Origin of the sequence: Acetobacter sp. AN02 (assembly GCF_029759835.1) — a bacterium.
Lineage (GTDB): Bacteria > Pseudomonadota > Alphaproteobacteria > Acetobacterales > Acetobacteraceae > Acetobacter.
In genome coordinates this window covers 18,104-43,284 of record NZ_JAJJND010000009.1, presented here as the reverse complement: position 1 = coordinate 43,284, position 25,181 = coordinate 18,104, and the positions used below count along the sequence as shown (strand labels likewise).

Sequence of the window (25,181 nt, the reverse complement as noted above, 5' to 3'; positions counted from 1 at the left end):
CGAAGCCTGCGATCGCTGTATTGCTGCTCGCACGGCGTGCGTGGTCGTGGCGCTCCCATGACGTATCTGTCCCATAAGGCGTCCTTCCACTCGCGTGAAAATAATACCCCATCAAATCCCGGGACTAAACACGAAATCGAAGCCGTCATCCCGGCCAAAAGCAACCGCCGCACTCCCGTCCCTCACGATAGAACCAAATACTGCTGGCGCAATCTCGTCGAGCGCCTGTTCAATAAACTCAAGAACTGGCGACGCATCGCCACCCGATATGACAAAACCAAGGAATCATATCCTGGCTTCGTCAGTCTCGTGTCAGCACTCCAGTGGATACCATTTGTCCACGAAACCTAATTTGAGGACAGCCTGACGGGCCAGTTCGGAAGTTAACGTATCTGAACTATGCCCGGTCCAGACCTCCCGGACGCCATTGTAGAAATTATCAGTGCCATTCAGGGCAAGAAGCGTGCCTCCTGCCTTGGTTATCATCGTCGGCTCGGGCGCGGCATATAATCCTCCGGCACCGAAAAACTCCAGCGCCCCACCGATGACTTCAATGACGCCAATGCCGCGCGTCATCAGTCTGCCTGTAAATGTCTCATGCTCGGTAATTGTTTTATCCTGCATGACGGCGGCAAACTGTACCGGCGACATGACGATATCCACCGGTCCGGTTGTGTAATCTTCGGACATATCCCGCCCCTTTAATCCCGGCTCAGGATGAGAACTGCTCCGCGATGATCCGTTCCGACAGCGTCTGCCCCGGATCGAACAGCAGCGTGGCCGTCAGATCCCGGTTCTCCCGGACCGTCACGGACACGACATTGCGGACCTCAATGGCATCCGCCACGGCGGCAACAGGGCGCTTATCCGCCTCATGCACCGTAAAACGCACCTCGGATGTGTGGGGCAGGAGCGCGCCATGCCAGCGGCGCGGACGGAACGGGCTGATGGGCGTGAGGGGGAACAGATTGCCCGACAGCGGAACGATCGGTCCCTGGACCGAGAGATTATAGGCCGTGGAGCCGGCAGGCGTGGCAAGGATCACGCCGTCACTGATCAGTTCGGGAAGCCGCACCCGTCCGTCCACATCGATACGGATCTTGGCTGCCTGGTGCGTCTGGCGGAAGAGATAGACATCGTTCAGCGCATCCGCCTCCCAGATCACCCCGTCCGCATCGGTAGCCTTCATGTGCAGCGGATGCAGCGCAGCACTCTGCGCCCGGCTGATCCGGGCCGGAAGATCGTCCTCATCCGGCGCATTCATCATAAAGCCCACGGAGCCGCAGTTCATGCCATAGACAGGCACGTTCAGATGCATCACGGTGCGCAGCGTCTGCAGCATGAAGCCGTCTCCGCCCAGACAGACGATCACATCCGCCTCCTCAGGCCGGATATTGCCGTACCGCCGCGTCAGACGGGCAAATTCCTTCTGCGCCTTGTCCTTACGCATCGCCAGAAAGGCAATTCTGCCGGGAGCCGGACGAACGACGGGTGAGTCTTCCTGGGGCGGCGTGGTCATGATCCGATCCATCTTCGGTAGCATCTGATCCCCGGCTTTAACAGAACTCCGGGGCCCGTATGAAGGGGGCAGGAGGCGAAAACCCTTTCTTAAGGGTTGACTCATATCCGGGCGGCAGCTATGGCCCCGCCTTCCTACGGAACGCGGGAGGCTGCGCGATTCTGCCTGTGTGCAGAGTCGGAAGGCCGATATCACCGCGGTCCGGGCACAATATGAGGAGTCCCGGATATGGCCAAAAAAATCGTTGGCTACATCAAGCTGCAGATTCCGGCAGGTAAGGCGAACCCGTCTCCGCCGGTCGGTCCCGCTCTCGGTCAGCGCGGCCTGAACATCATGGAATTCTGCAAGGCGTTCAACGCCAAGACCCAGTCCCTTGAGCCTGGCATGCCGATTCCGGTGGTGATCACCGCCTATGCGGACCGCACGTTCAGCTTCATCACCAAGACCCCGCCGAACACCTACTTCCTGCTCAAGGCAGCGAAGATTTCCAAGGGCAGCCAGACGGTCGGCAAGTCCGCCGCGGTCGGCAAGGTGACGAAAGCCCAGCTGCGCGAGATCGCCGAGCAGAAGCATCAGGATATGAACGCCAACGATCTGGACGCTGCCGTCCGCATGCTCGAAGGCTCCGCCCGCTCAATGGGCCTGCAGGTTGTGGAGGGCTGAGATCATGGCAAAAGACAAACGTCTGACGGCGGCCCGCGCATCTGTTGACGGCACGAAGCTGTACGGACTGGACGAGGCCGTGGCGCTGGTGAAGACCAACGCAAAGGCAAAATTTGACGAGACAGTTGAGGTCTCCCTCAACCTCGGCATCGATCCGCGCCATGCTGATCAGATGGTCCGCGGCCTGATCTCCCTGCCGAACGGCACGGGCAAGACCCTGCGCGTCGGCGTGTTCGCCCGCGGCCCCAAGGCCGAGGAAGCGAAGGCAGCCGGAGCCGAGGTTGTTGGCGCTGAAGACCTGATGGAAAAGGTGCAGGCCGGAGAGATCGAGTTCGACCGCTGCATCGCGACCCCGGACATGATGGCTCTGGTCGGTCGTCTCGGTAAGGTGCTCGGCCCGCGCGGCCTGATGCCGAACCCGAAGCTCGGCACCGTCACCATGGACGTCAAGGGTGCCGTCACGGCTGCAAAATCCGGTCAGGTTGAGTATCGCGCCGAGAAGGCCGGTATCATCCACGCCGGAGTCGGTAAGGCGTCTTTCGAGGCTGGCAAGCTGTCCGAGAACATCCGTGCGCTGATCGACGCCGTGCAGAAAGCACGTCCGACCGGCGCAAAGGGCACCTACCTTAAGAAGGTGGCTCTGTCCTCCACGATGGGCCCCGGCGTCAGCGTGGATGTTTCCGATTTCGCGGTCTGATCCGCGAAAGACGATTCTGAAGAACGTTGCCGTTCCGTCCGCGGAGCGGCATCCAGGAGATTGCCCCTCGGGGTGATGTTCCGATCCTGTCCGAGACCGGACGTGGCGAAAGCCTTAAGGCTCCTCCGGGAGCGCGCCCGGGAGATATGGATGCCGGTGAGCGGTCCGCTGCTCTGTCCGGCCTTTCCGTGGAAGAGGACAGGCGAACCGGATTTTCCGTCTCTGCGGAGGCGGGAGGTTCAAGGGAAACCCGATCCGGCGGCTCTGGCCGCCTGATCATGACGGAGACGGGATTTGGACCGTACGGAGAAGCGCGAATTTGTCGCCTCGCTCGCTGCCGTGTTCGCCGGGACGTCCATGGTGGTTGTCACCCGCAATGACGGGCTGACGGTCGCTGATGTGACGGACCTGCGCCGGAAGGTGCGCGCTGCGGGTGCGACCTATAAAGTCGCGAAGAACCGGCTGGCCACTCTCGCCCTCGACGGGACCCAGTTCGAAGGCATCAAGCCACTGCTGAAGGGACCGACCGCGCTTGCGTGGGCGGCCGACCCTGTGGCTGTGGCGAAGGTGATCGTCGAGTTCGCCAAGACCAACGAGAAGCTTGTTCTGCTCGGTGGCGCTCTGGGCACACAGACGCTGAATGCGGATGGTGTCAAGGCGCTGGCCGAGCTTCCGTCCCTGGATACGCTCCGGGCGCAGCTGGTGGGGCTCATCTCGACCCCCGCCACGCGCATCGCAGGCGTTCTCCAGGCGCCGGCAGGACAGCTCGCTCGGGTCACGGGCGCCTGGGCCAGGAAAGGCGAGGCGGCAGCCTGAAAAACTCCCCCGGCATGTGCCGGAGGGGTTCGAAACTTTGTCATGCGACCGCTGCGGCGGGTTGCGCATGGGTAACCGGTATCTATATTAGGAAGACCAGTCATGGCCGATCTGAACAAACTCGTTGACGAGCTGTCCGCTCTTACCGTTCTCGAAGCTGCCGAGCTGTCCAAGCTGCTCGAGGAGAAGTGGGGCGTTTCCGCCGCTGCTCCGGTGGCTGTTGCCGCTGCGGCTCCGGGTGGCGCTGCTGCCGCTCCGGCTGAAGAGCAGACGGAATTCACTGTCATCCTGGCCGGCGCCGGCGACAAGAAGATCAACGTCATTAAGGAAATCCGCGGCATCACGGGCCTGGGCCTGAAAGAAGCCAAGGATCTCGTTGAAGGCGCTCCGAAGACCGTCAAGGAAGGCGTCAACAAGGAAGAAGCCGAGAAGATCAAGAAGGTTCTCGAAGAGAACGGAGCAACCGTCGAGATTAAATAATCTCGCGGATCCGGTGATGTCCGGGGGTTTCCCTGGCGTCATCAGGACTTCTGATCTGGTTCGGGCGGAGGCCGTTTCGGTCTCCGCCTGCCTGTCTGTTGTGCAGGATGCCCGAGTTGTGGCAAAGCCAGGTGCGGTATCTGATAAATACACCGCCGGACTGTCCGGCCATCTGAATCGACGGACAGATGGCCTGATAGTCCGATGGCAGGGACGGAGCAGAATACGATGAATGCGATTTCTAAATCCTTTACCGGGCGCAAGCGTATCCGCAAGAGCTTCGGGCGTATCCCCGAAATCGCTCCGATGCCGAATCTGATCGACGTCCAGCGCGCCTCATATGAGGCGTTCCTGCAGGCGAACGTGTCTCCCGATGCCCGTGCGCAGGCCGGTCTGCAGGAAGTCTTCCGCTCGGTGTTCCCGATCAATGACTTCGCGGGCCGTGGCCGCCTCGAATTCGTCAATTACGAATTCGAAGAGCCGAAATACGACGTTGACGAGTGCATCCAGCGCGGCCTGACCTATGCCGCGCCGCTGAAGGTCATTCTCCGTCTGATCGTCTGGGATGTGGACGAGGATACAGGTTCCCGCTCCATCCGCGACATCAAGGAGCAGCCGGTCTATATGGGCGACATCCCGCTCATGACTGATAACGGCACGTTCATCATCAACGGCACCGAGCGCGTGATCGTCAGCCAGATGCATCGCAGCCCCGGCGTGTTCTTCGATCACGACAAGGGCAAGACGCATTCATCCGGCAAGTATCTCTTCACCGCACGTGTCATCCCCTATCGCGGCTCCTGGCTCGATTTCGAGTTCGACGCGAAAGATCTGATCTATGTCCGCATCGACCGCAAGCGGAAGCTGCCGGTCACGACGCTGCTCTACGCACTCGAGGGGCAGCATTCGGAGCAGGCCCGCACGGCGAAGGCCGAGGCCGGCGGCGATGTCGATTCCATGGAAATCCGCGGCATGGATGCCGACGAGATCCTTGGCTATTTCTACGGCACCGTGACCTTCTCCCGGACCGTCAAGGGCTGGGCGCGCCCGTTCGATGCCGAGTCGTTCCGTGGCCAGAAGCTGCTCGCTCCGCTGGTGGACGCGGAATCCGGAGAGATCGTGGCTGAGGCCGACGCCAAACTCACGGCTCGCACGGTCAAAAAGATTGCCGAGACGACAAAGGTCGTGCTCGCCACCGATGCGGATCTGCTCGGACGCTTCGTCGCCCATGATCTGGTGAACACCACGACGGGTGAGATCTATGCCGAGGCCGGCGAGGAGCTGACGGAAGCCCGTCTGCGCGCCCTTGAGGACGCCGGTCTGACGGATCTGCCGACCCTTGCCGTCGATTCCGTGAATGGTCCCTGGATCCGCAACACGCTGACCGTCGACAAGAACGGTTCACGTGACGAGGCGCTGATCGATATCTATCGCGTCATGCGCCCGGGCGAGCCGCCGACCGCAGAGACGGCCGAGGCGATGTTCCGCGGCCTGTTCTTCGATCCCGATCGCTACGACCTGTCCTCGGTCGGCCGCGTGAAGATGAACATGCGCCTTGGTCTGGACTGCCCGGATACAACCCGCGTCCTGCGCAAGGAAGACATCCTGCGGACCATCAAGGTCATGTGCGACCTGAAGGACGGTCGCGGTCAGATCGACGATATCGACAATCTCGGCAACCGCCGCGTGCGCTCCGTCGGCGAGCTGATGGAAAACCAGTATCGCGTCGGTCTCCTGCGTATGGAGCGGGCAATCCGCGAGCGCATGGGCTCCGTCGATATCGATACGGTCATGCCGCATGACCTCATCAACGCCAAACCCGCAGCCGCAGCCGTGCGCGAGTTCTTCGGCTCGTCACAGCTCAGCCAGTTCATGGACCAGACCAACCCGCTGTCGGAAGTGACGCATAAGCGCCGCCTCTCTGCACTGGGTCCGGGCGGTCTGACGCGTGAGCGCGCAGGCTTCGAGGTCCGTGACGTGCATCCGACGCATTACGGCCGTATCTGTCCGATCGAGACGCCGGAAGGCCCGAATATCGGTCTGATCAACTCGCTCGCGACCTACGCCAAAGTGAACAAATACGGCTTCATCGAGACGCCGTACCGCCTCGTGAAGGACGGTGTGCTGCAGGACGGCTGGAAATACCTCTCCGCAATGGAAGAGGACCGCCTCGTGGTGGCGCAGGCCGATGCCGAGCAGAACGAGAAGGGCGAGCTGACCGGGGAACTGGTCTCGGTTCGCAGAAGCGGAGACTTCCGTCAGGTTCCGCCGACCGAGGTCACGGCCTGTGACGTCTCCCCCAAGCAGCTCGTTTCCGTGGCGGCGGCGCTGATCCCGTTCCTTGAGAACGATGACGCGAACCGCGCGCTGATGGGCTCGAACATGCAGCGTCAGGCCGTACCTCTGGTGCGCTCCGACGCGCCGCTGGTCGGCACTGGCATGGAAGCGGCTGTCGCCCACGACTCCGGCGCGACGATCGTCGCCCGTCGCGAGGGTGTGGTCGATCAGATCGACGGCGCGCGTATCGTGGTGCGGGCAACGGACACGTCCGGCTCCACCCAGGGCGTCGATATCTATCGTCTGCGGAAATACTCCCGCTCCAACCAGTCCACCTGCATCAACCAGCGTCCGCTGGTTCGCGTGGGTGACAGGGTCGCGGCAGGTGACATTATCGCGGACGGTCCGTCCACGGAGCTGGGCGAACTGGCTCTGGGCCGTAACGTGCTCGTCGCGTTCATGCCCTGGAACGGCTACAACTTCGAGGACTCGATCCTTATCTCCGAGCGCATCGCCCGTGACGACGTCTTCACCTCGATCCATATCGAGGAATTCGAGGTCATGGCCCGCGATACGAAGCTGGGTCAGGAAGAGATCACCCGCGATATCCCGAATGTCGGAGAGGAAGCTCTCCGCAACCTCGACGAGGCGGGTATCGTCTATGTCGGCGCGGAAGTGAATCCGGGAGACATTCTGGTCGGTAAGGTGACGCCGAAGGGCGAAAGCCCGATGACGCCGGAAGAAAAGCTCCTCCGCGCCATCTTCGGAGAGAAAGCCTCCGATGTCCGCGATACCTCGCTGCGTCTGCCGCCCGGCACAACCGGGACGATTGTTGACGTTCGGGTCTTCTCCCGTCGCGGCGTCGACAAGGACGAGCGTGCGATGGCGATCGAGCGCGCGGAGATCGAGCGTCTGGCGAAAGACCGCGATGACGAGCGCGGTATCCAGGAGCGCTCGTTCTATAACCGTCTGCGCGAGCATCTGCTGAACCAGACGGCCGGAACCGGCTTTAAGGCCATCCGTTCCGGCACGGTCCTGACGGATGAGGTTCTGTCCGAGCACCCGCGCGGTGCATGGCGGAACATCACGGTCGAGTCCGATGCGGTCATGGCCGAGCTTGAGACGCTGCGCCGCGAGTTCGATGCCTCCGTGGCAAAGATCCAGGCCCGTTTCGACAACAAGGTCGAGAAGCTCCAGCGCGGTGACGAACTGCCGCCGGGCGTGATGAAGATGGTCAAGGTGTTCGTCGCGGTGAAGCGTAAGCTGCAGCCGGGCGACAAGATGGCCGGACGTCACGGAAACAAGGGTGTCGTCTCCCGCGTCGTTCCGGTCGAGGACATGCCGTTCCTTGAGGACGGCACCTCCGTCGATCTGGTGCTGAACCCGCTGGGCGTGCCGTCGCGCATGAACGTAGGACAGATTCTGGAGACGCATCTGGGCTGGGCCTGCGCCAAGATCGGTGCGGGGATCGGAGATCTGGTCGATGAATACCAGCGCACCGGCGAGAAGAAGCAGGAGCTGCTGGCCGAGCTGAAGGATGTCTATGGTGAGAAGGTCTATGAGACCTCCATCGCGGACATGAGCACGGGTGAGCTGACGGAGCTGGCGAACAACCTGCGCCGTGGCGTGCCGATCGCGACACCGGTTTTCGACGGTGCATCGATCCCCGATATCGAGGCGATGCTCGAGAAGGCAGGTGTCGATAAATCGGGCCAGTCCCAGCTGATCGACGGACGCACGGGCGAGCCGTTCGAGCGGAAGACGACGGTCGGCTACATCTACATGCTGAAGCTGCATCACCTTGTCGATGACAAGATCCATGCCCGTTCGATCGGTCCGTACTCCCTCGTCACGCAGCAGCCGCTGGGTGGTAAGGCGCAGTTCGGTGGTCAGCGCTTCGGAGAGATGGAGGTCTGGGCACTTGAGGCCTACGGTGCGGCCTACACGCTGCAGGAAATGCTGACGGTCAAGTCCGACGACGTGTCCGGACGTACCAAGGTCTATGAGGCCATCGTGCGCGAGCAGGATGACTTCGAGGCCGGTATTCCGGAGAGCTTCAACGTTCTCGTCAAGGAGCTCAAGTCGCTCGGCCTGAACGTCGATCTGGAAAACAGCGGCGAGTGATCAGCCGCGGGGCTCTGTCAGGCCCCGCTTTTTACCCGGTTCTCCCGAACCGGCAGGGACGTGGTTTTAACAGACCGGTATGCGCGGATGCGGGCGGTGTCCGCAGCGTTCCGGTCGTGGAGGTTTCCGGCGCATGAATGAACTCATGAAGATCCTTGGCCAGACAGGTCAGGCCGCGACCTTCGATCAGATCCGTATTCAGCTCGCGTCCAGTGAGCAGATGCGGTCCTGGTCGTTTGGTGAGATCAAAAAGCCCGAGACGATCAACTACCGGACATTCAAGCCGGAGCGCGATGGTCTGTTCTGCGCACGCATTTTCGGTCCGATCAAGGATTACGAATGCCTGTGCGGCAAATACAAGCGGATGAAATTCCGCGGAATCATCTGCGAGAAATGCGGCGTGGAAGTCACGCTGGCAAAGGTGCGCCGTGAGCGGATGGGTCACATCCAGCTTGCTAGCCCTGTCGCGCACATCTGGTTCCTGAAGTCCCTGCCGAGCCGTATCGGCCTGATGGTCGACCTGCCGCTGAAGGATCTGGAAAAGGTCCTGTATTTCGAGAGCTATATCGTTCTCGAGCCGGGCACCTCTCCGCTCAAGCAGTACAGCCTGCTGTCGGAAGACCAGTATCTCGACGTGCTGGACGAGCATGCCGAGGACGGAATCGAAGTCGGAATCGGTGCCGAAGCGATCAAGAAGATCCTTGAGCGCATCGAATGCGACGAAGAGAAGGTCAGGCTCCGTCAGGAGCTCAAGGAGACAACCTCCGAGGCCAAGCGCAAGAAGCTCGTCAAGCGCCTGAAGCTGATCGAGGCCTTTGCCGAAAGCGGCTGCCGCCCGGAATGGATGATCCTGGACCTGGTTCCGGTCATCCCGCCCGAGCTGCGTCCGCTCGTGCCGCTCGACGGCGGCCGGTTCGCGACCTCGGACCTCAACGATCTCTACCGCCGCGTCATCAACCGTAACAACCGTCTGAAACGGCTGATGGAGCTGCGTGCGCCGGACATCATCGTCCGCAACGAAAAGCGCATGCTGCAGGAAGCGGTCGATGCGCTGTTCGATAACGGCCGCCGCGGCCGTGCGATCACGGGCGCCAACAAGCGCCCTCTGAAGTCGCTGTCCGACATGCTCAAGGGCAAGCAGGGACGCTTCCGTCAGAACCTGCTCGGCAAGCGCGTGGACTATTCCGGACGTTCGGTCATCGTGGTCGGCCCCGAGCTGAAACTGCATCAGTGCGGCCTGCCGAAGAAGATGGCGCTGGAGCTGTTCAAGCCGTTCATCTATTCGAAGCTCGAGAAATACGGTCACGCCACCACCATCAAGGCCGCCAAGCGGATGGTGGAGAAAGAGCGTCCGGAAGTCTGGGATATCCTCGAAGAGGTCATCCGCGAACATCCGGTCATGCTCAACCGTGCACCGACCCTGCACCGTCTCGGTATCCAGGCCTTCGAGCCGATCCTCGTGGAAGGCAAGGCGATCCAGCTTCATCCGCTGGTCTGCACCGCCTTTAACGCAGATTTCGACGGAGACCAGATGGCCGTGCACGTGCCGCTCTCTCTGGAGGCGCAGCTCGAGGCCCGCGTGCTGATGATGTCGACCAACAACATCCTCAGCCCGGCAAACGGCAAGCCGATCATCGTGCCGTCCCAGGACATCGTTCTGGGTCTCTATTATCTCAGCCTGGAGACGCCGGAATTCACGGCAACTCCCGACACGGCAGAGATCGAGGAAGGCACCGGCCGCATCCTTCGCGCGGCACCGACTGCGTTCGCAGGCGCGGGCGAGATCGAATATGCCCTCTCCGCCGGCGCGCTGAAGCTGCACGACAAGATCCGCGCACGCTACGAAAGTGTCGAGCCGGACGGCAGCACCGTCACCCGGACCTACATCACCACTCCGGGCCGGATGCTCATCGCCCAGCTTCTGCCGAAGCACGGCTCCATCCCGTTCTCCCTGGTCAACCGTCAGCTGACCAAGAAGAACGTCTCGGACGTGATCGACGCGGTGTATCGTCACTGCGGTCAGAAAGAGGCCGTGATCTTCTGTGACCGCATGATGGGCCTCGGCTTCCGTCACGCGGCAAAGGCCGGCATCTCCTTCGGCAAGGATGACATGATCATCCCGAAAGAGAAGAAGGAGCTGGTCGATCGCACGTCCGCAGAGGTCAAGGAGTTCGAGCAGCAGTATCAGGAAGGTCTGATCACCGCGGGCGAACGCTACAACAAGGTGGTTGACGCCTGGTCGCGCTGCACGGACGAGGTCCAGGCCGCGATGACCAAGGAGATCTCCAGAGCCGAGATCGGCAAGCCGATCAACTCGGTCTGGATGATGAGCCACTCCGGGGCCCGAGGATCGCCGGCCCAGATGAAGCAGCTTGCAGGAATGCGCGGCCTGATGGCCAAGCCGTCCGGCGAGATCATCGAGCAGCCGATCATCGCCAACTTCAAGGAAGGCCTGTCGGTTCTCGACTACTTCACCTCGACCCACGGTGCCCGTAAGGGCCTCGCGGATACGGCTCTGAAGACGGCAAACTCGGGATACCTGACCCGCCGCCTCGTGGACGTGGCGCAGGACAGCATCATCATCGAGGAAGACTGCGGCACCGAACGCGGTCTGACGATCCGCGCCGTGATGGATGGCGGAGAGGTGATCGCATCCCTGTCCGAACGTATCCTCGGCCGTACCGCGGCTGCGGACATCGCCAGCCCGGCAACGGGTGAGGTGCTGGTCCGCCGCAACGAGCTGATCGAGGAAGCCGTCGCTGAGCAGATCGAGAAAGCCGGTGTCGAAAGCGTCCTGATCCGCTCCGTGCTGACCTGCGACAGCCGCGTCGGTGTCTGCGGACACTGCTACGGCCGTGACCTCGCACGCGGCACGCCGGTCAACATCGGAGAGGCCGTGGGCGTTATCGCGGCCCAGTCCATCGGAGAGCCCGGCACGCAGCTGACCATGCGCACCTTCCATATCGGCGGTGCGGCGCAGCGTGGTGCCGAGCAGTCGATGGTCGAGGCTTCGCGTGACGGCAAGGTGATGATCCGCAACCGCAACGTGGTTCAGAACAGCCAGAACGTGCCGGTCGTGATGTCGCGTAACTGCGAAATCGTGCTGCTGGACGAAAACGACGTCGAACGCGCGAAATACCGCGTGCCTTACGGCGCCCGTCTGCTGGTGGATGACGGTCAGTCCGTCGCCCGTAACCAGAAGATGGCCGAGTGGGATCCGTACACCCTGCCGATCATCACGGAGAAGGCAGGAACCGTGGAGTATCTCGACCTGATCGACTCCATCACGCTGGTCGAGCGTATGGACGAGGTGACGGGCCTGACCTCCAAGGTCGTCGTGGACTACAAGCAGGCGTCCAAAGGCGTGGATCTGCGCCCGAGGCTGCAGCTCAAGGACGCGAAGGGCGAGGTCATCAAGCTCGAGAACGGTAATGACGCCCGCTACTTCCTCTCCCCGGACAGCCTGCTGTCCGTCGAGAACGGAGCGCAGGTCCATGCCGGTGACGTGCTGGCCCGTATCCCGCGCGAAGGCTCCAAGACCCGCGACATTACCGGTGGTCTGCCGCGTGTGGCCGAGCTGTTCGAGGCCCGGCGTCCGAAGGATCACGCGATCATCGCGGAGAACGACGGTCGTGTGGAATTCGGCAAGGATTACAAGTCAAAGCGCCGCATCATCGTCAAGAATGACGAGACGGGCGAAGAGACCGAATATCTCGTGCCGAAGGGCAAGCATGTCTCCGTGCAGGAAGGCGACTTCGTCGAGCGCGGAGATCCGCTGGTCGACGGTCCGCGCGTGCCGCATGACATTCTCAAGGTCATGGGTGTCGAGGCTCTGTCCGACTACCTCGTCAACGAGATCCAGGACGTCTATCGCCTCCAGGGCGTGAAGATCAACGACAAGCACATCGAGGTGATCGTTCGCCAGATGCTGCAGAAGGTCGAGATCCTGGAGCCTGGCGACACGACATACCTGATCGGGGAGACGGTGGACCGGATCGAGTTCGAGACGGAAAACACGAAGCGCCTGAATGCAGGAGAGCGTCCGGCCTCGGCCATGCCGGTGCTGCAGGGTATCACCAAAGCCTCCCTGCAGACTCAGTCCTTCATCTCGGCGGCCTCCTTCCAGGAGACCACACGCGTCCTGACCGAGGCGGCAACAGCCGGCAAGGTCGATTCGCTGAACGGTCTGAAGGAAAACGTGATCGTCGGACGTCTGATCCCGGCGGGCACAGGCAGCGTGATGAACCGCCTGCGGACCATCGCCGCACGCCAGGATCGTCAGCGTCTGCAGGGGCCTCAGGCTGCGGAATAAACGCCGCAGACAGGTTGTAAGGATAAAAGGCCGGGGTCACTCCCGGCCTTTTGTTTTTTCCTGAGGGATTCCGGTCCGAATCTGCCTTTTTTCTCTGGTCAGCCGCGGAAATTCGCGCTATGACCCGCGCAATTCGATGTTCCGGGTGCGGGATGCGGTCCGTCTTGAGACTGCATGGCTGTTCAGCGGAAGCCGGATTTGCGAAGAGAATCGCAGTACGCTGCTTGACTTGCCGCTTTCCGCTCCGTAGGTTCCGCGCCCTCGGTTAACCCTTTCCGCCTGCATGCAGGAAAACGGAATAAAGGTTGCCATTGCAGCAGGCAGACATGCGGTACCGCCCTCCTCGTGACGGGCAGAGGCCGGATGTAAAGATAGGCCCGTCCCGGCGCTGTGTCGGGGAGGGTGTTTTGTTTGAACGAAAGTCGGCAGCCGGAAAAGGGCTGGCCGGCCGAACTGTGTAAGGATCGGGAAGGGCGCATGCCGACCATCAACCAGTTGATCGCCAAGGGTCGCGAACCCGCGGCCAAGCGCAACAAGGTGCCGGCCCTGCAGGGCTGCCCGCAGAAGCGTGGCGTCTGCACGCGTGTCTATACGACGACGCCGAAGAAGCCGAACTCCGCTCTGCGTAAGGTCGCCAAGGTGCGCCTCACGAATGGCTACGAAGTTGTGAGCTACATCCCCGGTGAGGGCCACAATCTTCAGGAGCACAGTGTCGTCCTGATCCGCGGTGGCCGAGTCAAGGATCTTCCGGGTGTGCGTTATCACATCCTGCGCGGCGTGCTCGATACGCAGGGTATCGCAAAGCGTCGTCAGCGTCGTTCGCTGTATGGCGCGAAGCGTCCGAAGTAAGGGGAATACCGAGGTATGAGTCGCCGTCACCGCGCTGTAAAGCGCGAGATCCTTCCTGATCCGAAATTCGGAGACGTCGTCATCACGCGCTTCATGAATGCGCTGATGTATGACGGTAAGAAATCCACCGCCGAAGGCATCGTCTACGGCGCTCTGGACTCGCTGGTCCGTCGAGGTGGCGCTGCCGCCGATCCGGTCGCGATGTTCCATGCGGCGCTGGACAACGTGAAGCCGGCTGTCGAGGTCCGCTCCCGCCGCGTCGGCGGTGCGACCTACCAGGTGCCGGTCGAGGTTCGTACGGATCGTCGTCAGGCTCTGGCGATCCGCTGGCTGATCGATGCCTCCCGCAAGCGCGGCGAGAACACGATGCGGGACCGCCTGTCCAACGAACTGCTGGACGCGGTGAACAATCGTGGCGCTGCCGTGAAGAAGCGCGAAGACACGCATCGCATGGCGGAAGCGAACAAGGCGTTCAGCCACTACCGCTGGTAAGGATGTCCTCCGGGTGCTGGTCAACAGCTTCCGGAGATGGTAACGCGCCCGACGCCCACAGCGTGGCGCACAGATTCTGGGTAACCGACTCCGGCGTCAGCCGGTAACGGAGAGAAACGATGGCAAAGGCTAAGTTTGAGCGGAATAAGCCGCACTGCAACATCGGCACGATCGGTCACGTCGATCACGGCAAGACCTCGCTGACTGCAGCAATCACCAAGACCCTTGCAAAGAAGGGCGGCGCTGAGTTCAAGGCGTATGATCAGATTGACGCGGCTCCTGAAGAGCGCGCCCGCGGCATTACGATCTCCACGGCTCACGTTGAGTACGAGACCGACAAGCGTCACTACGCTCACGTCGACTGCCCGGGTCACGCTGACTACGTGAAGAACATGATCACCGGTGCTGCCCAGATGGACGGCGCGATCCTGGTCGTGTCTGCTGCAGACGGCCCGATGCCGCAGACCCGTGAGCACATCCTGCTCGCCCGTCAGGTCGGCGTGCCGGCTCTGGTCGTGTTCCTGAACAAGGTTGATCAGGTTGACGATCCGGAACTGCTTGAGCTGGTCGAGATGGAAGTGCGTGAGCTTCTCTCCTCCTATCAGTTCCCGGGTGATGATATCCCCATCGTGAAGGGCTCCGCTCTCGTGACGCTGGAAGACGGCGACGCAGAGGTTGGTGAGAATCGCGTTCTCGAGCTGATGGATGCGGTTGATGCCTACATCCCGCAGCCGGAGCGTCCGATCGACCGTCCGTTCCTGATGCCGATCGAAGATGTGTTCTCGATTTCCGGCCGTGGCACCGTCGTGACGGGCCGTGTCGAGCGTGGCGCTGTCAACGTCGGTGACGAAGTTGAGATCGTCGGTCTGCGTGACACCGTGAAGACGACCGTGACAGGCGTTGAGATGTTCCGCAAGCTGCTCGACCGCGGAGAGGCAGGCGACAACATCGGTGCGCTTCTGCGTGGCACGAAGCGTGAGGACGTCGAGCGTGGCCAGGTTCTGGCCAAGCCGGGCTCCATCACGCCGCATAAGAAGTTCAAGGCTGAAGCCTACATCCTTACGAAGGAAGAGGGTGGGCGTCACACGCCGTTCTTCACGAACTACCGTCCGCAGTTCTACTTCCGCACGACGGACGTCACCGGTGTCGTTCACCTGCCGGAAGGCACGGAAATGGTCATGCCGGGCGACAACATCGCTATGGATGTCGAGCTGATCGCTCCGATCGCCATGGACGAAGGTCTGCGCTTTGCTATCCGCGAGGGTGGCCGCACGGTCGGCGCCGGCGTGGTTTCGAAGATCACTGAGTAATCTCAGGGACCAGACGGGCCCAGATCGGGTGAGGCCCCGGCCGGTTTTCCGGCCGGGGCCTTTTCCCAGGTGGCGGGCTTCCCGGACCAGATAACGGATTGAACAGAGACGATGGACAACCAGAACATCCGCATTCGCCTTAAGGCTTACGACCACCGGGTGCTGGATAACAGCACGAAGGAAATCGTGAACACGGCGAAGCGTACGGGTGCGCAGGTTCGGGGTCCTATCCCGCTGCCGACGCATATCGAACGGTTCACTGTAAACCGCTCACCCCACGTGGATAAGAAAAGCCGCGAGCAGTTCGAGATTCGGACTCACCGCAGGCTGCTCGACATTGTCGAGCCGACACCGCAGACCGTGGACGCCCTCATGAAACTCGACCTCGCCGCCGGCGTGGATGTCGAGATTAAACTCTAAGGTCCAGACGATGCGTACCGGATTGATCGCAAGAAAGCTGGGTATGACCCGGCTGTTCAGGGAAGACGGGACACATGTTCCCGTCACAGTGCTTCACCTCGATGACCTTGAGGTCGTCGATACCCGTACCGAGGAACGTGATGGCTACACAGCCGTCCAGCTCGGCCTGGGTAAAGCCAAGGTGAAGAATGTCTCGAAGCCTCTGCGTGGCCACTATGCCCGCGTGAAGGTCGAGCCGAAGCAGGCCGTGCGCGAATTCCGCGTCGCTGCCGATGCGCTTCTGGAGCCCGGCACCCGTCTGCTCGCCTCCCACTTCGTGGTAGGCCAGAAGGTTGACGTGACCGGAACCAGCAAGGGCAAGGGGTTCGCAGGCGCCATGAAGCGCTGGAACTTCGCTGGTCTCGAAGCCTCTCACGGCGTGTCCATCTCTCACCGTTCTCACGGTTCGACCGGTAACCGCCAGGATCCGGGCAAGACCTTCAAGAACAAGAAGATGGCAGGTCACTTGGGTGACGAGCGTATCACCACGCTGAACCTTGAGGTTGCTGCGGTCGATCCGGAAAAGAATCTGCTGATGATCCGCGGGTCCATTCCGGGTGCGAAAAACGGATTGGTTCTGGTCCGTGACGCAATTAAGAAGGCCCGTCATGCTGAGGCTCCGTATCCGGCAGCCGTCGCGACGGCGGAGGGCTGAGGGTTATGGAACTCGATATCAGAACACTCGATAACGGAAGCGCGGGCACCGCAACCCTTCCGGACGAGATCTTCGCAGCCGAGCCGCGCGCCGATATCATGGCCCGCGTGGTTCACTGGCAGCTCGCAAAGCGCCGTGCCGGCACCCACAAGGTGAAGGGTATGGGCGAGGTCTCGGGTACGACGAAAAAGCCGTATCGCCAGAAAGGCACCGGTTCAGCCCGTCAGGGCTCGCTCCGCGCACCGCAGTATCGCACCGGTGGCGCCGTTCATGGTCCGGTCGTGCGTGATCACGGATACGACCTGCCCAAGAAGGTGCGTCGTCTCGGTCTGATCTCCGCGCTGTCGCAGAAAGCGAAAGAAGGCAAGCTCATTGTTCTGGAGTCCGCCGAAGGCGTGACGAAGACGGCCGAGCTCGCAGTGAAGCTGAAGGCGCTGGGCTGGAATTCGGCCCTGATCGTCGACGGAACGGTGAATGAGGGCTTCCTGCGGGCGGTTCGCAATCTACCGAAGATCGATGTTCTTCCGACGGTCGGCGCCAATGTCTATGACATTCTCAACCACGATGTGCTCGTGATCACGCGCGCCGCGGTTGAGGGCCTGAAGGAGCGCCTGGCATGACCAACATTCTGGCAATCCGCCGGAAGGCGGAGACCATGTCGCGTGAGGCGATGTTCGACATCATCCGCGCGCCGCACATCACCGAGAAGTCCACTTCTCTTTCCGAGAGGAACCAGGTGGTGTTCAAGGTTGCTCTGACGGCCACAAAGCCGCAGATCAAGGTTGCAGTCGAGAAGCTGTTCAACGTGAAGGTTCTCGGAGTGAACACCCTTGTCCAGAAGGGCAAGGCGAAGCGCTTCAAGGGTCGTCCGGGTCAGCGCTCTGACGTTAAGAAGGCGTTCGTGCAGCTTGCTGAAGGTCAGTCGATCGATCTGACCGAAAAGCTGGCGTGACGCGGGGCAGAGACACATGGCACTGAAGCACTTTAATCCCGTCACGCCGAGCCTTCGCGGCACGGTTCTGATTGACCGCTCGGACCTCTGGAAAGGCAAGCCCGTCAAGGCCCTGACCGAAGGTAAGAACAAAACCGGCGGTCGTAACAACCACGGACGCACGACGTCGCGTTTCCGTGGCGGCGGACACAAGCAGTCCTACCGCTACGTGGATTTCAAGCGTCGCAAGTTCGATGTTCCGGGCACGGTCGAGCGTCTGGAATACGATCCGAACCGTACGGCGTTCATCGCGCTGATCAAATACGAGGACGGTGAACTGGCCTACATCCTGGCTCCGCAGCGTCTGAAGGCTGGTGACACGGTCATCGCCGGAAGCCGCGTGGACATCAAGCCGGGCAATGCAATGCCGCTGGCTGCCATCCCCGTCGGAACGATCGTGCACAATATCGAGTTGAAGCAGGGCGCAGGCGGCAAGATCGCCCGTTCTGCAGGCACATACGCACAGCTGGTCGGTAAGGATGCCGGTTACGCGCAGATCCGTCTGCAGTCCGGAGAGCTGCGTGTCGTTCGCGGTGAGTGCATGGCGACAGTCGGCGCCGTGTCCAACCCGGACAACATGAACCAGCACATCGGCAAGGCAGGCCGCGCACGCTGGCTGGGTCGTCGTCCGCATAACCGCGGCGTTGTCATGAACCCGGTTGACCATCCGCACGGTGGTGGTGAAGGCCGCACCTCGGGTGGCCGTCATCCGGTCACACCGTGGGGCAAGCCGACGAAGGGTTACAAGACCCGGACCAACAAGCGTACGGACAGTCTGATCATCCGTCGCCGGAAAACCGGTAAGTAAAGGGGCAGTAAGAGATGGCACGTTCCGTCTGGAAAGGCCCGTTTGTCGACGGGTATCTTCTGAAAAAAGCCGATGTTTCGCGCGCTTCGGGCCGTAACGAGGTGATCAAGATCTGGTCACGTCGTTCCACGATCCTGCCGCAGTTCGTCGGGCTGACTTTTGGTGTCTATAATGGTCACAAGTTCCTGCCGGTGCAGGTGACGGAGAACATGGTAGGCCACAAGTTCGGCGAGTTCTCACCCACGCGCACGTTCCACGGGCACGGCGCGGACAAGAAGTCGAAGCGAGGCTGAGAATGAGCAAGCCGAAGCACCCCCGCACGCTGGGCGAGACTGAGGCTCAGGCAATCACGCGGAACATCCGCGTGAGCCCGCGCAAGCTGAATCTCGTGGCCGGCCTGATCCGCAACAAGCCCGCTTCCCAGGCTGTCGCGACGCTGACGTTCTCCAAGCGCCGCATCGCACAGCAGGTGAAGAAGACGCTTGAGAGCGCGATCGCGAACGCTGAGAACAATCACCAGCTCGATGTCGATCAGCTGGTGGTCAAGACAGCAGAAGTAGGCAAGTCCATCGTCATGCGGCGCTTCCATGCCCGTGGCCGTGGCCGGTCTGCCCGCATCGAGAAATTCTTCAGTCACCTGAAGATCGTTGTCGCGGAGCGCGTCGAAGCGCCGGCGGCTGAGCCCACTGAGCAGAAGGCGGCCTGACGATGGGACATAAAGTCAATCCGGTCGGGCTGCGGCTCGGCATCAACCGCACCTGGGACAGCCGCTGGTACGCAGCCGGCGACTACTCCCGGCTGCTGCATGATGATCTGAAGTTGCGCGCTTTCCTGCGCCGCAAGCTCGCCGGTGCGGGTGTGTCCCGCGTCGTGATCGAGCGTCCGGCCAAAAAGCCCCGCATCACGATCTACGCCGCCCGTCCGGGCGTCGTAATCGGCAAGAAAGGCCAGGATATCGACGCACTGCGTCGTGAACTGACCCGTATGGCCGGTGTCGAGGTTGCGCTGAACATCGTCGAGATCCGTAAGCCGGAGATCGATGCGACTCTCGTGGCCGAGAACATCGCACAGCAGCTGGAGCGCCGCGTTGCATTCCGTCGCGCCATGAAGCGTGCGGTTCAGTCCGCAATGCGTCTGGGCGCCCAGGGCATCCGGATCAACTGCTCCGGTCGTCTGGGCGGTGCGGAAATCGCGCGAATCGAGTGGTATCGTGAGGGACGTGTTCCTCTGCATACGCTGCGCGCAGACATTGACTATGGTGTGGCCACCGCGAAGACGACCTATGGCACCTGCGGCGTGAAGGTCTGGATCTTCAAAGGTGAAATTCTTGCTCACGACCCGCTGGCACAGGACCGCCGGGCTGCTGAGCAGGCACCGCAGCGCTGAGGGATAAAAGACCATGTTGTCTCCGAAGCGGACTAAGTTCCGTAAGGCCCATAAGGGCCGCATTCATGGACTGGCGAAGGGCGGCACCGCGCTGAACTTCGGCACGTTCGGTCTGAAGGCTCTCGAGCCCGAGCGGATCACGGCGCGTCAGATCGAAGCGTCCCGTCGTGCGATCACCCGTGCGATGAAGCGTGCTGGTCGCGTGTGGATTCGTATTTTTCCGGACCTCCCGGTCTCGACAAAGCCCGCAGAAGTGCGTATGGGCTCGGGCAAGGGATCTCCGGAATACTGGGTGGCCCGTGTTAAGCCGGGTCGTATCCTGTTCGAGATCGAAGGCGTCCCGCCCGAAGTCGCGCGTGAAGCGCTGGCTCTCGGTGCGGCGAAACTGCCGATCAAGACCAAGTTCATCACCCGTATCGGTGAGGCATAAGAGATGAGCAAGGCACTGAAGCCGGCTGATCTGCGTGCGAAATCGTCGGATGAGCTGCAGTCGCTTCTGCTCGATCTGAAGCGCGAGCAGTTCAATCTGCGGTTCCAGCAGGCAACCGGACAGAATGAAGGGCTGGCGCGCATGCGAGTTGTGCGTCGTGACATCGCCCGGATCAAGACAATCGCGGCTCTGTCCGCGGTGAAGGCGTAAGGGAGTTCGCGATGCCGAAACGCATCCTCAGCGGGCGCGTGACGAGCGACAAGATGGACAAGACAATCACTGTCCTTGTTGATCGTCGCGTTATGCATCCGCTCTACAAGAAGTTTATCCGTCGCTCCAAGAAATATGCGGCGCATGATGAGCTGAACGAGTGCAAGGTCGGAGACACGGTGCGTATTGAAGAATGCGCTCCGATCTCCCGGCGGAAGACGTGGACTGTGATTTCGCGCAACGGTGAGACCGTTGGCGGGGCCGCGGCCGCAGTATCCGCATAATCAGGGGCTGAGAAATGATCCATCCCGAGACCAACCTTGAGGTCGCCGATAATTCCGGTGCCCGTCAGGTGCAGTGCATTAAGGTGCTGGGCGGTTCCAAGCGGAAATCCGCCTCGGTCGGCGACGTGATCGTGGTGTCCGTCAAGGAAGCGATTCCCCGTGGTAAGGTGAAGAAGGGTGATGTCCATCAGGCCGTCATCGTTCGGACATCCTACCCGGTGCGTCGCGCCGACGGCAGCGCGATCCGGTTCGACCGGAACGCGGCCGTGCTGATCAACAAGCAGCAGGAGCCGATCGGCACACGTATTTTTGGCCCGGTGGTCCGTGAACTGCGTGCGCGCAAGTTTATGAAGATCATCTCGCTGGCGCCGGAGGTGCTGTAATGGCCGCGCGCATTAAAAAAGGTGATACGGTCATCGTAACGACCGGATCTTCCCGTGGCGTTCAGGGCGAGGTTCTGTCGGTCAGCCCGGCAGAGAATCGTGCCGTCGTTCGCGGCGTTGCCATTGCGAAGCGCCATAAGAAGGCCGCCCGCATGGGTGAGGAGGGCGGAATCATCGCGCGTGAGGCGCCGGTTCACCTGTCCAACCTCAAGCTGGTCGATCCGAAAAGCGGCAAGCCGACGAAGGTCGGATTCCGCGCGCTGGAAGACGGCCGCAAGGTTCGCGTCGCGAAGGCGACCGGCGAAGTGATCGAAGGCTGAGGGGGTCGGGATGTCCGAAACACAGCACGCCCGTCCTGCTCCGCGTATGCAGCAGCGCTATCAGAGTGAACTGAAGGCGAAGCTGCGCGAGCAGTTCGGTTACAAGAACGAGATGCAGATTCCGCGTCTTGAGAAGATCGTTCTGAACATGGGTGTCGGTGAGGCTGCCGGCGATCAGAAGAAGCTCGACGCCGCAGTGGCCGAGATGACCCTGATCGCAGGTCAGAAGGCCGTCAAGACAGTCGCGAAAAAGGCTATTGCGGGCTTTAAAATCCGTGAAGGTCTGCCGATCGGCTGTAAGGTTACGCTGCGCCGCGTTCAGATGTATGAATTCCTTGATCGTCTGGTCACGATCGCGATGCCCCGCATCCGCGATTTCCGTGGTCTTCCGGCGAATAAAGGCTTTGACGGTCGCGGCAACTTTGCCATGGGTCTGAAAGAACAGATCGTGTTCCCGGAAATCGACTACGACAAGGTCGAGGATGTCCGTGGCATGGATATCATTTTCGTCACGACGGCGAAAACCGATGCCGAGGCAAAGGCGCTTCTCAAGGCTTTCGATCTGCCGTTCGCCGCCTGAGGTGGAGCGGTTTCGCAATATCCTGGACTTTCCGGTCTGGATATTATAAAGGCACCCCGGCCCCGTCGGGGTGTCACAGAGTTTTATTGGAAAACCGCCGGAATGGTCCGGCAGGTTCCGGAGGGTAGAATCAGGCATGGCCAAGATTTCCGCCGTCAACCGCAATGCCAACCGCGCTCGTATGGCCGCGCGCGATAAGGCTAAGCGGATTGCGCTTAAAAATATCATCATGGATCGTTCGCTCCCGGTCGAGGATCGCTTTGAGGCTTCCATGAAGCTGGCAGAGCTGCCCCGTAACGGGTCCCGTGTCCGTGTCCGTCTGCGCTGTAAGCTGACCGGCCGTTCGCGCGGTAACTATCGTAAATTCGAACTTTGCCGTATCGCGCTGCGTGACCTGGCCTCAAGCGGTCAGATCCCCGGTATGGTCAAGGCGAGCTGGTAAGGGCGGACGATGTCACTTTCAGATCCCCTGGGTGATATGCTCACCCGTATCCGCAACGCTCAGCGTGCGCGTCATGCAGCCTGCGTGGCGCCTGCATCGAGACTGCGGGCCAATGTTCTTGAGGCGCTCCGCCGTGAAGGCTACATCCGTGGATTTTCCACGGAAGAAGTCCGTAAGGGTGTCAGCCAGCTTCGCATCGAACTGAAATACGCTGAAGGCGATCCGGTGATCAAGGAAATCCACCGCGTGTCCCGTCCGGGTCGTCGCGTGTATTCCAAGATCAAGGAACTGCCGCGCGTCTATGCCGGTCTTGGTGTATCCATCCTGTCCACGCCCCGTGGCGTGCTTTCAGACGCGGAGGCCCGCGCTGCCAATGTCGGCGGCGAAGTCCTCTGCCGCGTCTTCTGAGGAGGGGCTGATGTCACGAGTTGGCAAATACCCTGTGGAAATTCCCTCAGGAGTCACGGTCAGCATTGCTGATGGCGTTCTGAGTGCGAAAGGTAAACTGGGTGAACTCAGGCTGCCGCTGACCTCTCTGGTAGAGACGGTCGTGGCTGACGGTAAGGTTACGGTAACGCCGGTCGGCGCCGCCGCGCAGGCCCGCATGATGTGGGGCACGACGCGTGCACTGGTTGCTTCCATGATCAAGGGCGTCTCGGAAGGATATTCCAAGACACTCGAAATCACCGGAACGGGTTATCGTGCGGCGGTCCAGGGCAAGAATCTCGTCCTGAACCTCGGCTTCTCACATGATGTGGTCTATCCGATCCCTGAGGGTATCAAGATCACGACGCCGCGTCCGACTGCTGTCGTTGTCGAGGGTATCGACAAGCAGCGCGTCGGCCAGGTGGCCGTGGATATCCGCAGCTATCGTAAGCCGGAGCCCTATAAGGGCAAGGGTGTGCGGTATGAGACCGAGACGATCCGCCGCAAGGAAGGTAAGAAGAAGTAATGAGCACTCAGCAGGATCTGCGGGAGCGTCGCCGCAAGCGTCTGCGCTTCCAGCTCCGCCGCAAGGCCGGCGGGCGTCCGCGCCTGTCGGTGTTCCGTTCAGGCAAGAATATCTATGCTCAGGTGATCGACGATGTAGCCGGTCGTACGCTGGCGAGCGCGTCCTCTCTGGACAAGGATCTGCGTGCGCAGGCCTCCAACGGAGCAAACCGCGATGCGGCCGGCGCCGTCGGCAAGCTTGTCGCCGAACGTGCGAAAGCGGCGGGTGTGACCGAGGTCGTCTTCGATCGCGGTTCCTATCTTTATCATGGGCGCGTCAAGGCGCTGGCGGAGGCTGCCCGCGAGGGCGGTCTCTCCTTCTGAGGAAAGGCGCGCGCTATGGCACGTGAACCCAGAGAAGGCGGCAGAGGCCGCGAGCGCGACCGGGACCGCGAGGGCGATGATCTGGTCGATAAGCTGGTAACGATCAATCGCGTCGCCAAGGTTGTGAAGGGCGGACGTCGTTTCGCTTTCGCGGCCCTGGTGGTTGTCGGTGATCAGAAAGGCCGCGTCGGCTACGGATCGGGCAAGGCCCGTGAGGTGCCCGAGGCGATCCGTAAGGCAACCGAACGCGCAAAACGCGGTATGATCCGCGTTCCGATGAAGGAAGGCCGTACGCTTCATCACGATGTTGCCGGGCATTTCGGTGCCGGTAAGGTCGTGCTGCGCTCGGCTGACGCAGGAACGGGAATCATCGCAGGTGGTCCGATGCGTGCGGTCTTCGAGAGCCTCGGCATCAACGACGTTGTCGCCAAGTCGCTCGGAACCCGTAACCCGCACAACATGGTGAAGGCAACTTTCGCTGCGCTCGAGAGATGCGCCAGCCCGCGTGCGGTGGCAAGCCGTCGTGGCAAGAAGGTTTCCGACATTCTTGGTAAGCGCGAGCAGGCTGCGGAGGCTGCGGATGTCTGACCAGAAAACCATTCGCGTCACGCAGATCGCATCCGGAAACGGTCGCAAGCCCGGTCAGCAGGAAACGCTGATCGGTCTCGGCCTGAACAGGATCGGACGCGTCCGTGATCTCCAGGATACGCCGTCTGTCCGTGGCATGCTGCGGAAAGTGGCCCACCTCGTGAAGGTGGAGGACTGAGATGAACCTGAATGAACTGCGCGATAACGACGGTGCGCGTTATCGTAAGAAGCGTCTTGGCCGAGGCATAGGCTCCGGTAAAGGCAAGACGTCGGGTAAGGGTGTGAAGGGTCAGAAGGCACGTGAAGGCGTGTCCCTGAACGGCTTCGAAGGTGGTCAGCTTCCGCTGTATCGCCGTATGCCCAAGCGCGGCTTCAAAAACATCTTCCGCAAGGTTTACGCTCCCGTAAACCTCGATGCGGTCGAGAAGGCAATAGCTGACGGAAAGCTGGATGCGGCTTCCGTGAACGAGGAAAACCTGCACAAGGCCGGTCTGATAGGCTCCGGACGTTATGCCGGTGTCCGTCTTCTGGCTCGCGGTGAGATTTCCCGTGCGATCATGGTTGAGGTCTCCGGTGCCTCCGCAGCTGCAGTCGCAGCTGTCGAGAAAGCCGGCGGCTCGATCAAGACGACGGTGGCGAAGGCGGAAGAAGCCCCCGCTGCCTGAAGCGAATGAGCAGGGCGCGATGCAGCTGTGCATCGCGCCCTGCTCCGTATTTACGGGTTTTGCAGCTTCGAGAGAATCTGCCATAACAGCGTCCCGCTTTGCGGCGGCGCTGTTTGTGTAAAGGGAA

General features: G+C 61.3%; 32 protein-coding genes and 1 pseudogene. 31 read left to right on the top strand and 2 right to left on the bottom strand.

Going from position 1 to position 25,181, the window contains the following annotated elements:
• Nucleotides 1-351, top strand: a pseudogene (locus LOC54_RS02225) (hypothetical protein); the annotation flags it as partial.
• Here LOC54_RS02225 and LOC54_RS02220 read toward each other — a convergent pair.
• The gene (locus LOC54_RS02220) at nucleotides 313-690 is read right to left on the bottom strand and encodes a hypothetical protein (protein WP_279312187.1); all 378 of its coding nucleotides are present in this window, start codon (nucleotides 688-690) and stop codon (nucleotides 313-315) included. The pseudogene LOC54_RS02225 and the gene LOC54_RS02220 sit on opposite strands and share 39 nt — an antisense overlap.
• A 22-nt stretch (nucleotides 691-712) precedes the next feature.
• Nucleotides 713-1,519, bottom strand: coding sequence for an NAD kinase (locus tag LOC54_RS02215; protein ID WP_279312186.1), 807 nt, complete (start codon nucleotides 1,517-1,519; stop codon nucleotides 713-715).
• A 228-nt stretch (nucleotides 1,520-1,747) separates the two neighbouring features.
• Between LOC54_RS02215 and rplK the strand changes: the two genes are divergently transcribed.
• The 30 genes from rplK to rplO all read left to right on the top strand — a co-directional run bounded on the left by rplK (nucleotide 1,748) and on the right by rplO (nucleotide 25,054).
• The gene (gene rplK, locus LOC54_RS02210; RefSeq protein WP_279312185.1) at nucleotides 1,748-2,182 is read left to right on the top strand and encodes a 50S ribosomal protein L11; all 435 of its coding nucleotides are present in this window, start codon (nucleotides 1,748-1,750) and stop codon (nucleotides 2,180-2,182) included.
• A 4-nt stretch (nucleotides 2,183-2,186) separates the two neighbouring features.
• Nucleotides 2,187-2,879 carry a 50S ribosomal protein L1 gene (gene rplA / locus LOC54_RS02205; RefSeq protein ID WP_279312184.1) on the top strand — a complete coding sequence of 231 codons (693 nt, stop codon included), beginning with the start codon at nucleotides 2,187-2,189 and terminating at the stop codon, nucleotides 2,877-2,879.
• A 294-nt stretch (nucleotides 2,880-3,173) separates the two neighbouring features.
• Entirely contained in the window at nucleotides 3,174-3,695 is a 522-nt protein-coding gene (gene rplJ, locus LOC54_RS02200; RefSeq protein WP_279312183.1) for a 50S ribosomal protein L10, read from the top strand.
• A gap of 102 nt (nucleotides 3,696-3,797) precedes the next feature.
• Complete coding sequence (gene rplL / locus LOC54_RS02195) at nucleotides 3,798-4,175, top strand: 50S ribosomal protein L7/L12 (protein WP_279312182.1); 378 nt, start codon at nucleotides 3,798-3,800, stop codon at nucleotides 4,173-4,175.
• Between the two features lie 228 nt (nucleotides 4,176-4,403).
• Entirely contained in the window at nucleotides 4,404-8,576 is a 4,173-nt protein-coding gene (gene rpoB / locus LOC54_RS02190; protein WP_279312181.1) for a DNA-directed RNA polymerase subunit beta, read from the top strand.
• Between the two features lie 133 nt (nucleotides 8,577-8,709).
• Nucleotides 8,710-12,888 (top strand): DNA-directed RNA polymerase subunit beta', encoded by a 4,179-nt coding sequence (gene rpoC / locus LOC54_RS02185; protein WP_279312180.1) that lies wholly within the window; start codon nucleotides 8,710-8,712, stop codon nucleotides 12,886-12,888.
• 477 nt (nucleotides 12,889-13,365) lie between these two features.
• Nucleotides 13,366-13,737 carry a 30S ribosomal protein S12 gene (gene rpsL, locus LOC54_RS02180; RefSeq protein ID WP_003621118.1) on the top strand — a complete coding sequence of 124 codons (372 nt, stop codon included), beginning with the start codon at nucleotides 13,366-13,368 and terminating at the stop codon, nucleotides 13,735-13,737.
• A 15-nt stretch (nucleotides 13,738-13,752) separates the two neighbouring features.
• A complete protein-coding gene (gene rpsG, locus LOC54_RS02175) occupies nucleotides 13,753-14,229 on the top strand; it encodes a 30S ribosomal protein S7 (protein ID WP_279312179.1) in 477 nt (158 codons plus the stop codon).
• Between the two features lie 119 nt (nucleotides 14,230-14,348).
• On the top strand, nucleotides 14,349-15,539 hold the full coding sequence (gene tuf / locus LOC54_RS02170; protein ID WP_279312178.1) for an elongation factor Tu: 1,191 nt from the start codon (nucleotides 14,349-14,351) through the stop codon (nucleotides 15,537-15,539).
• A 111-nt stretch (nucleotides 15,540-15,650) separates the two neighbouring features.
• On the top strand, nucleotides 15,651-15,959 hold the full coding sequence (rpsJ, locus tag LOC54_RS02165) for a 30S ribosomal protein S10 (RefSeq protein ID WP_077806598.1): 309 nt from the start codon (nucleotides 15,651-15,653) through the stop codon (nucleotides 15,957-15,959).
• Between the two features lie 10 nt (nucleotides 15,960-15,969).
• The gene (rplC, locus tag LOC54_RS02160) at nucleotides 15,970-16,653 is read left to right on the top strand and encodes a 50S ribosomal protein L3 (RefSeq protein WP_279312177.1); all 684 of its coding nucleotides are present in this window, start codon (nucleotides 15,970-15,972) and stop codon (nucleotides 16,651-16,653) included.
• Nucleotides 16,654-16,658: 5 nt separating this feature from the next.
• Nucleotides 16,659-17,273, top strand: coding sequence for a 50S ribosomal protein L4 (gene rplD / locus LOC54_RS02155; protein ID WP_279312176.1), 615 nt, complete (start codon nucleotides 16,659-16,661; stop codon nucleotides 17,271-17,273).
• 35 nt (nucleotides 17,274-17,308) lie between these two features.
• Entirely contained in the window at nucleotides 17,309-17,605 is a 297-nt protein-coding gene (locus LOC54_RS02150; protein WP_279312190.1) for a 50S ribosomal protein L23, read from the top strand.
• 16 nt (nucleotides 17,606-17,621) lie between these two features.
• Nucleotides 17,622-18,452 (top strand): 50S ribosomal protein L2, encoded by an 831-nt coding sequence (rplB, locus tag LOC54_RS02145; protein WP_279312175.1) that lies wholly within the window; start codon nucleotides 17,622-17,624, stop codon nucleotides 18,450-18,452.
• A 14-nt stretch (nucleotides 18,453-18,466) separates the two neighbouring features.
• The gene (rpsS, locus tag LOC54_RS02140) at nucleotides 18,467-18,745 is read left to right on the top strand and encodes a 30S ribosomal protein S19 (RefSeq protein WP_279312174.1); all 279 of its coding nucleotides are present in this window, start codon (nucleotides 18,467-18,469) and stop codon (nucleotides 18,743-18,745) included.
• Nucleotides 18,746-18,747: 2 nt separating this feature from the next.
• The gene (rplV, locus tag LOC54_RS02135) at nucleotides 18,748-19,158 is read left to right on the top strand and encodes a 50S ribosomal protein L22 (RefSeq protein WP_279312173.1); all 411 of its coding nucleotides are present in this window, start codon (nucleotides 18,748-18,750) and stop codon (nucleotides 19,156-19,158) included.
• Between the two features lie 2 nt (nucleotides 19,159-19,160).
• Nucleotides 19,161-19,838, top strand: a complete 678-nt coding sequence (gene rpsC / locus LOC54_RS02130) for a 30S ribosomal protein S3 (protein WP_279312172.1) — start codon at nucleotides 19,161-19,163, stop codon at nucleotides 19,836-19,838.
• Between the two features lie 13 nt (nucleotides 19,839-19,851).
• The gene (rplP, locus tag LOC54_RS02125) at nucleotides 19,852-20,268 is read left to right on the top strand and encodes a 50S ribosomal protein L16 (protein ID WP_279312171.1); all 417 of its coding nucleotides are present in this window, start codon (nucleotides 19,852-19,854) and stop codon (nucleotides 20,266-20,268) included.
• A 3-nt stretch (nucleotides 20,269-20,271) separates the two neighbouring features.
• The gene (rpmC, locus tag LOC54_RS02120; protein ID WP_279312170.1) at nucleotides 20,272-20,478 is read left to right on the top strand and encodes a 50S ribosomal protein L29; all 207 of its coding nucleotides are present in this window, start codon (nucleotides 20,272-20,274) and stop codon (nucleotides 20,476-20,478) included.
• 11 nt (nucleotides 20,479-20,489) lie between these two features.
• Nucleotides 20,490-20,762, top strand: a complete 273-nt coding sequence (gene rpsQ / locus LOC54_RS02115) for a 30S ribosomal protein S17 (protein ID WP_279312169.1) — start codon at nucleotides 20,490-20,492, stop codon at nucleotides 20,760-20,762.
• 14 nt (nucleotides 20,763-20,776) lie between these two features.
• On the top strand, nucleotides 20,777-21,145 hold the full coding sequence (gene rplN, locus LOC54_RS02110) for a 50S ribosomal protein L14 (RefSeq protein WP_010666045.1): 369 nt from the start codon (nucleotides 20,777-20,779) through the stop codon (nucleotides 21,143-21,145).
• The gene (gene rplX / locus LOC54_RS02105) at nucleotides 21,145-21,465 is read left to right on the top strand and encodes a 50S ribosomal protein L24 (protein WP_279312168.1); all 321 of its coding nucleotides are present in this window, start codon (nucleotides 21,145-21,147) and stop codon (nucleotides 21,463-21,465) included. Before rplN ends, rplX begins: the two co-directional genes overlap by 1 nt.
• A 10-nt stretch (nucleotides 21,466-21,475) precedes the next feature.
• The gene (rplE, locus tag LOC54_RS02100; RefSeq protein ID WP_279312167.1) at nucleotides 21,476-22,045 is read left to right on the top strand and encodes a 50S ribosomal protein L5; all 570 of its coding nucleotides are present in this window, start codon (nucleotides 21,476-21,478) and stop codon (nucleotides 22,043-22,045) included.
• Between the two features lie 136 nt (nucleotides 22,046-22,181).
• Nucleotides 22,182-22,487: a 30S ribosomal protein S14 gene (gene rpsN / locus LOC54_RS02095; RefSeq protein WP_279312166.1), complete on the top strand. Its 306-nt coding sequence runs from the start codon at nucleotides 22,182-22,184 to the stop codon at nucleotides 22,485-22,487.
• 9 nt (nucleotides 22,488-22,496) lie between these two features.
• Nucleotides 22,497-22,895: a 30S ribosomal protein S8 gene (gene rpsH, locus LOC54_RS02090; RefSeq protein WP_279312165.1), complete on the top strand. Its 399-nt coding sequence runs from the start codon at nucleotides 22,497-22,499 to the stop codon at nucleotides 22,893-22,895.
• 10 nt (nucleotides 22,896-22,905) lie between these two features.
• The gene (rplF, locus tag LOC54_RS02085; RefSeq protein ID WP_279312164.1) at nucleotides 22,906-23,439 is read left to right on the top strand and encodes a 50S ribosomal protein L6; all 534 of its coding nucleotides are present in this window, start codon (nucleotides 22,906-22,908) and stop codon (nucleotides 23,437-23,439) included.
• Nucleotides 23,439-23,801 carry a 50S ribosomal protein L18 gene (gene rplR, locus LOC54_RS02080; protein ID WP_279312163.1) on the top strand — a complete coding sequence of 121 codons (363 nt, stop codon included), beginning with the start codon at nucleotides 23,439-23,441 and terminating at the stop codon, nucleotides 23,799-23,801. The genes rplF and rplR overlap by 1 nt, the downstream gene beginning before the upstream one ends.
• A 15-nt stretch (nucleotides 23,802-23,816) precedes the next feature.
• Nucleotides 23,817-24,389 (top strand): 30S ribosomal protein S5, encoded by a 573-nt coding sequence (gene rpsE, locus LOC54_RS02075; RefSeq protein WP_279312162.1) that lies wholly within the window; start codon nucleotides 23,817-23,819, stop codon nucleotides 24,387-24,389.
• Nucleotides 24,382-24,567, top strand: coding sequence for a 50S ribosomal protein L30 (rpmD, locus tag LOC54_RS02070; protein ID WP_279312161.1), 186 nt, complete (start codon nucleotides 24,382-24,384; stop codon nucleotides 24,565-24,567). Before rpsE ends, rpmD begins: the two co-directional genes overlap by 8 nt.
• A 1-nt stretch (nucleotide 24,568) precedes the next feature.
• The gene (gene rplO, locus LOC54_RS02065; protein ID WP_279312160.1) at nucleotides 24,569-25,054 is read left to right on the top strand and encodes a 50S ribosomal protein L15; all 486 of its coding nucleotides are present in this window, start codon (nucleotides 24,569-24,571) and stop codon (nucleotides 25,052-25,054) included.
• Nucleotides 25,055-25,181: the final 127 nt, after the last annotated feature.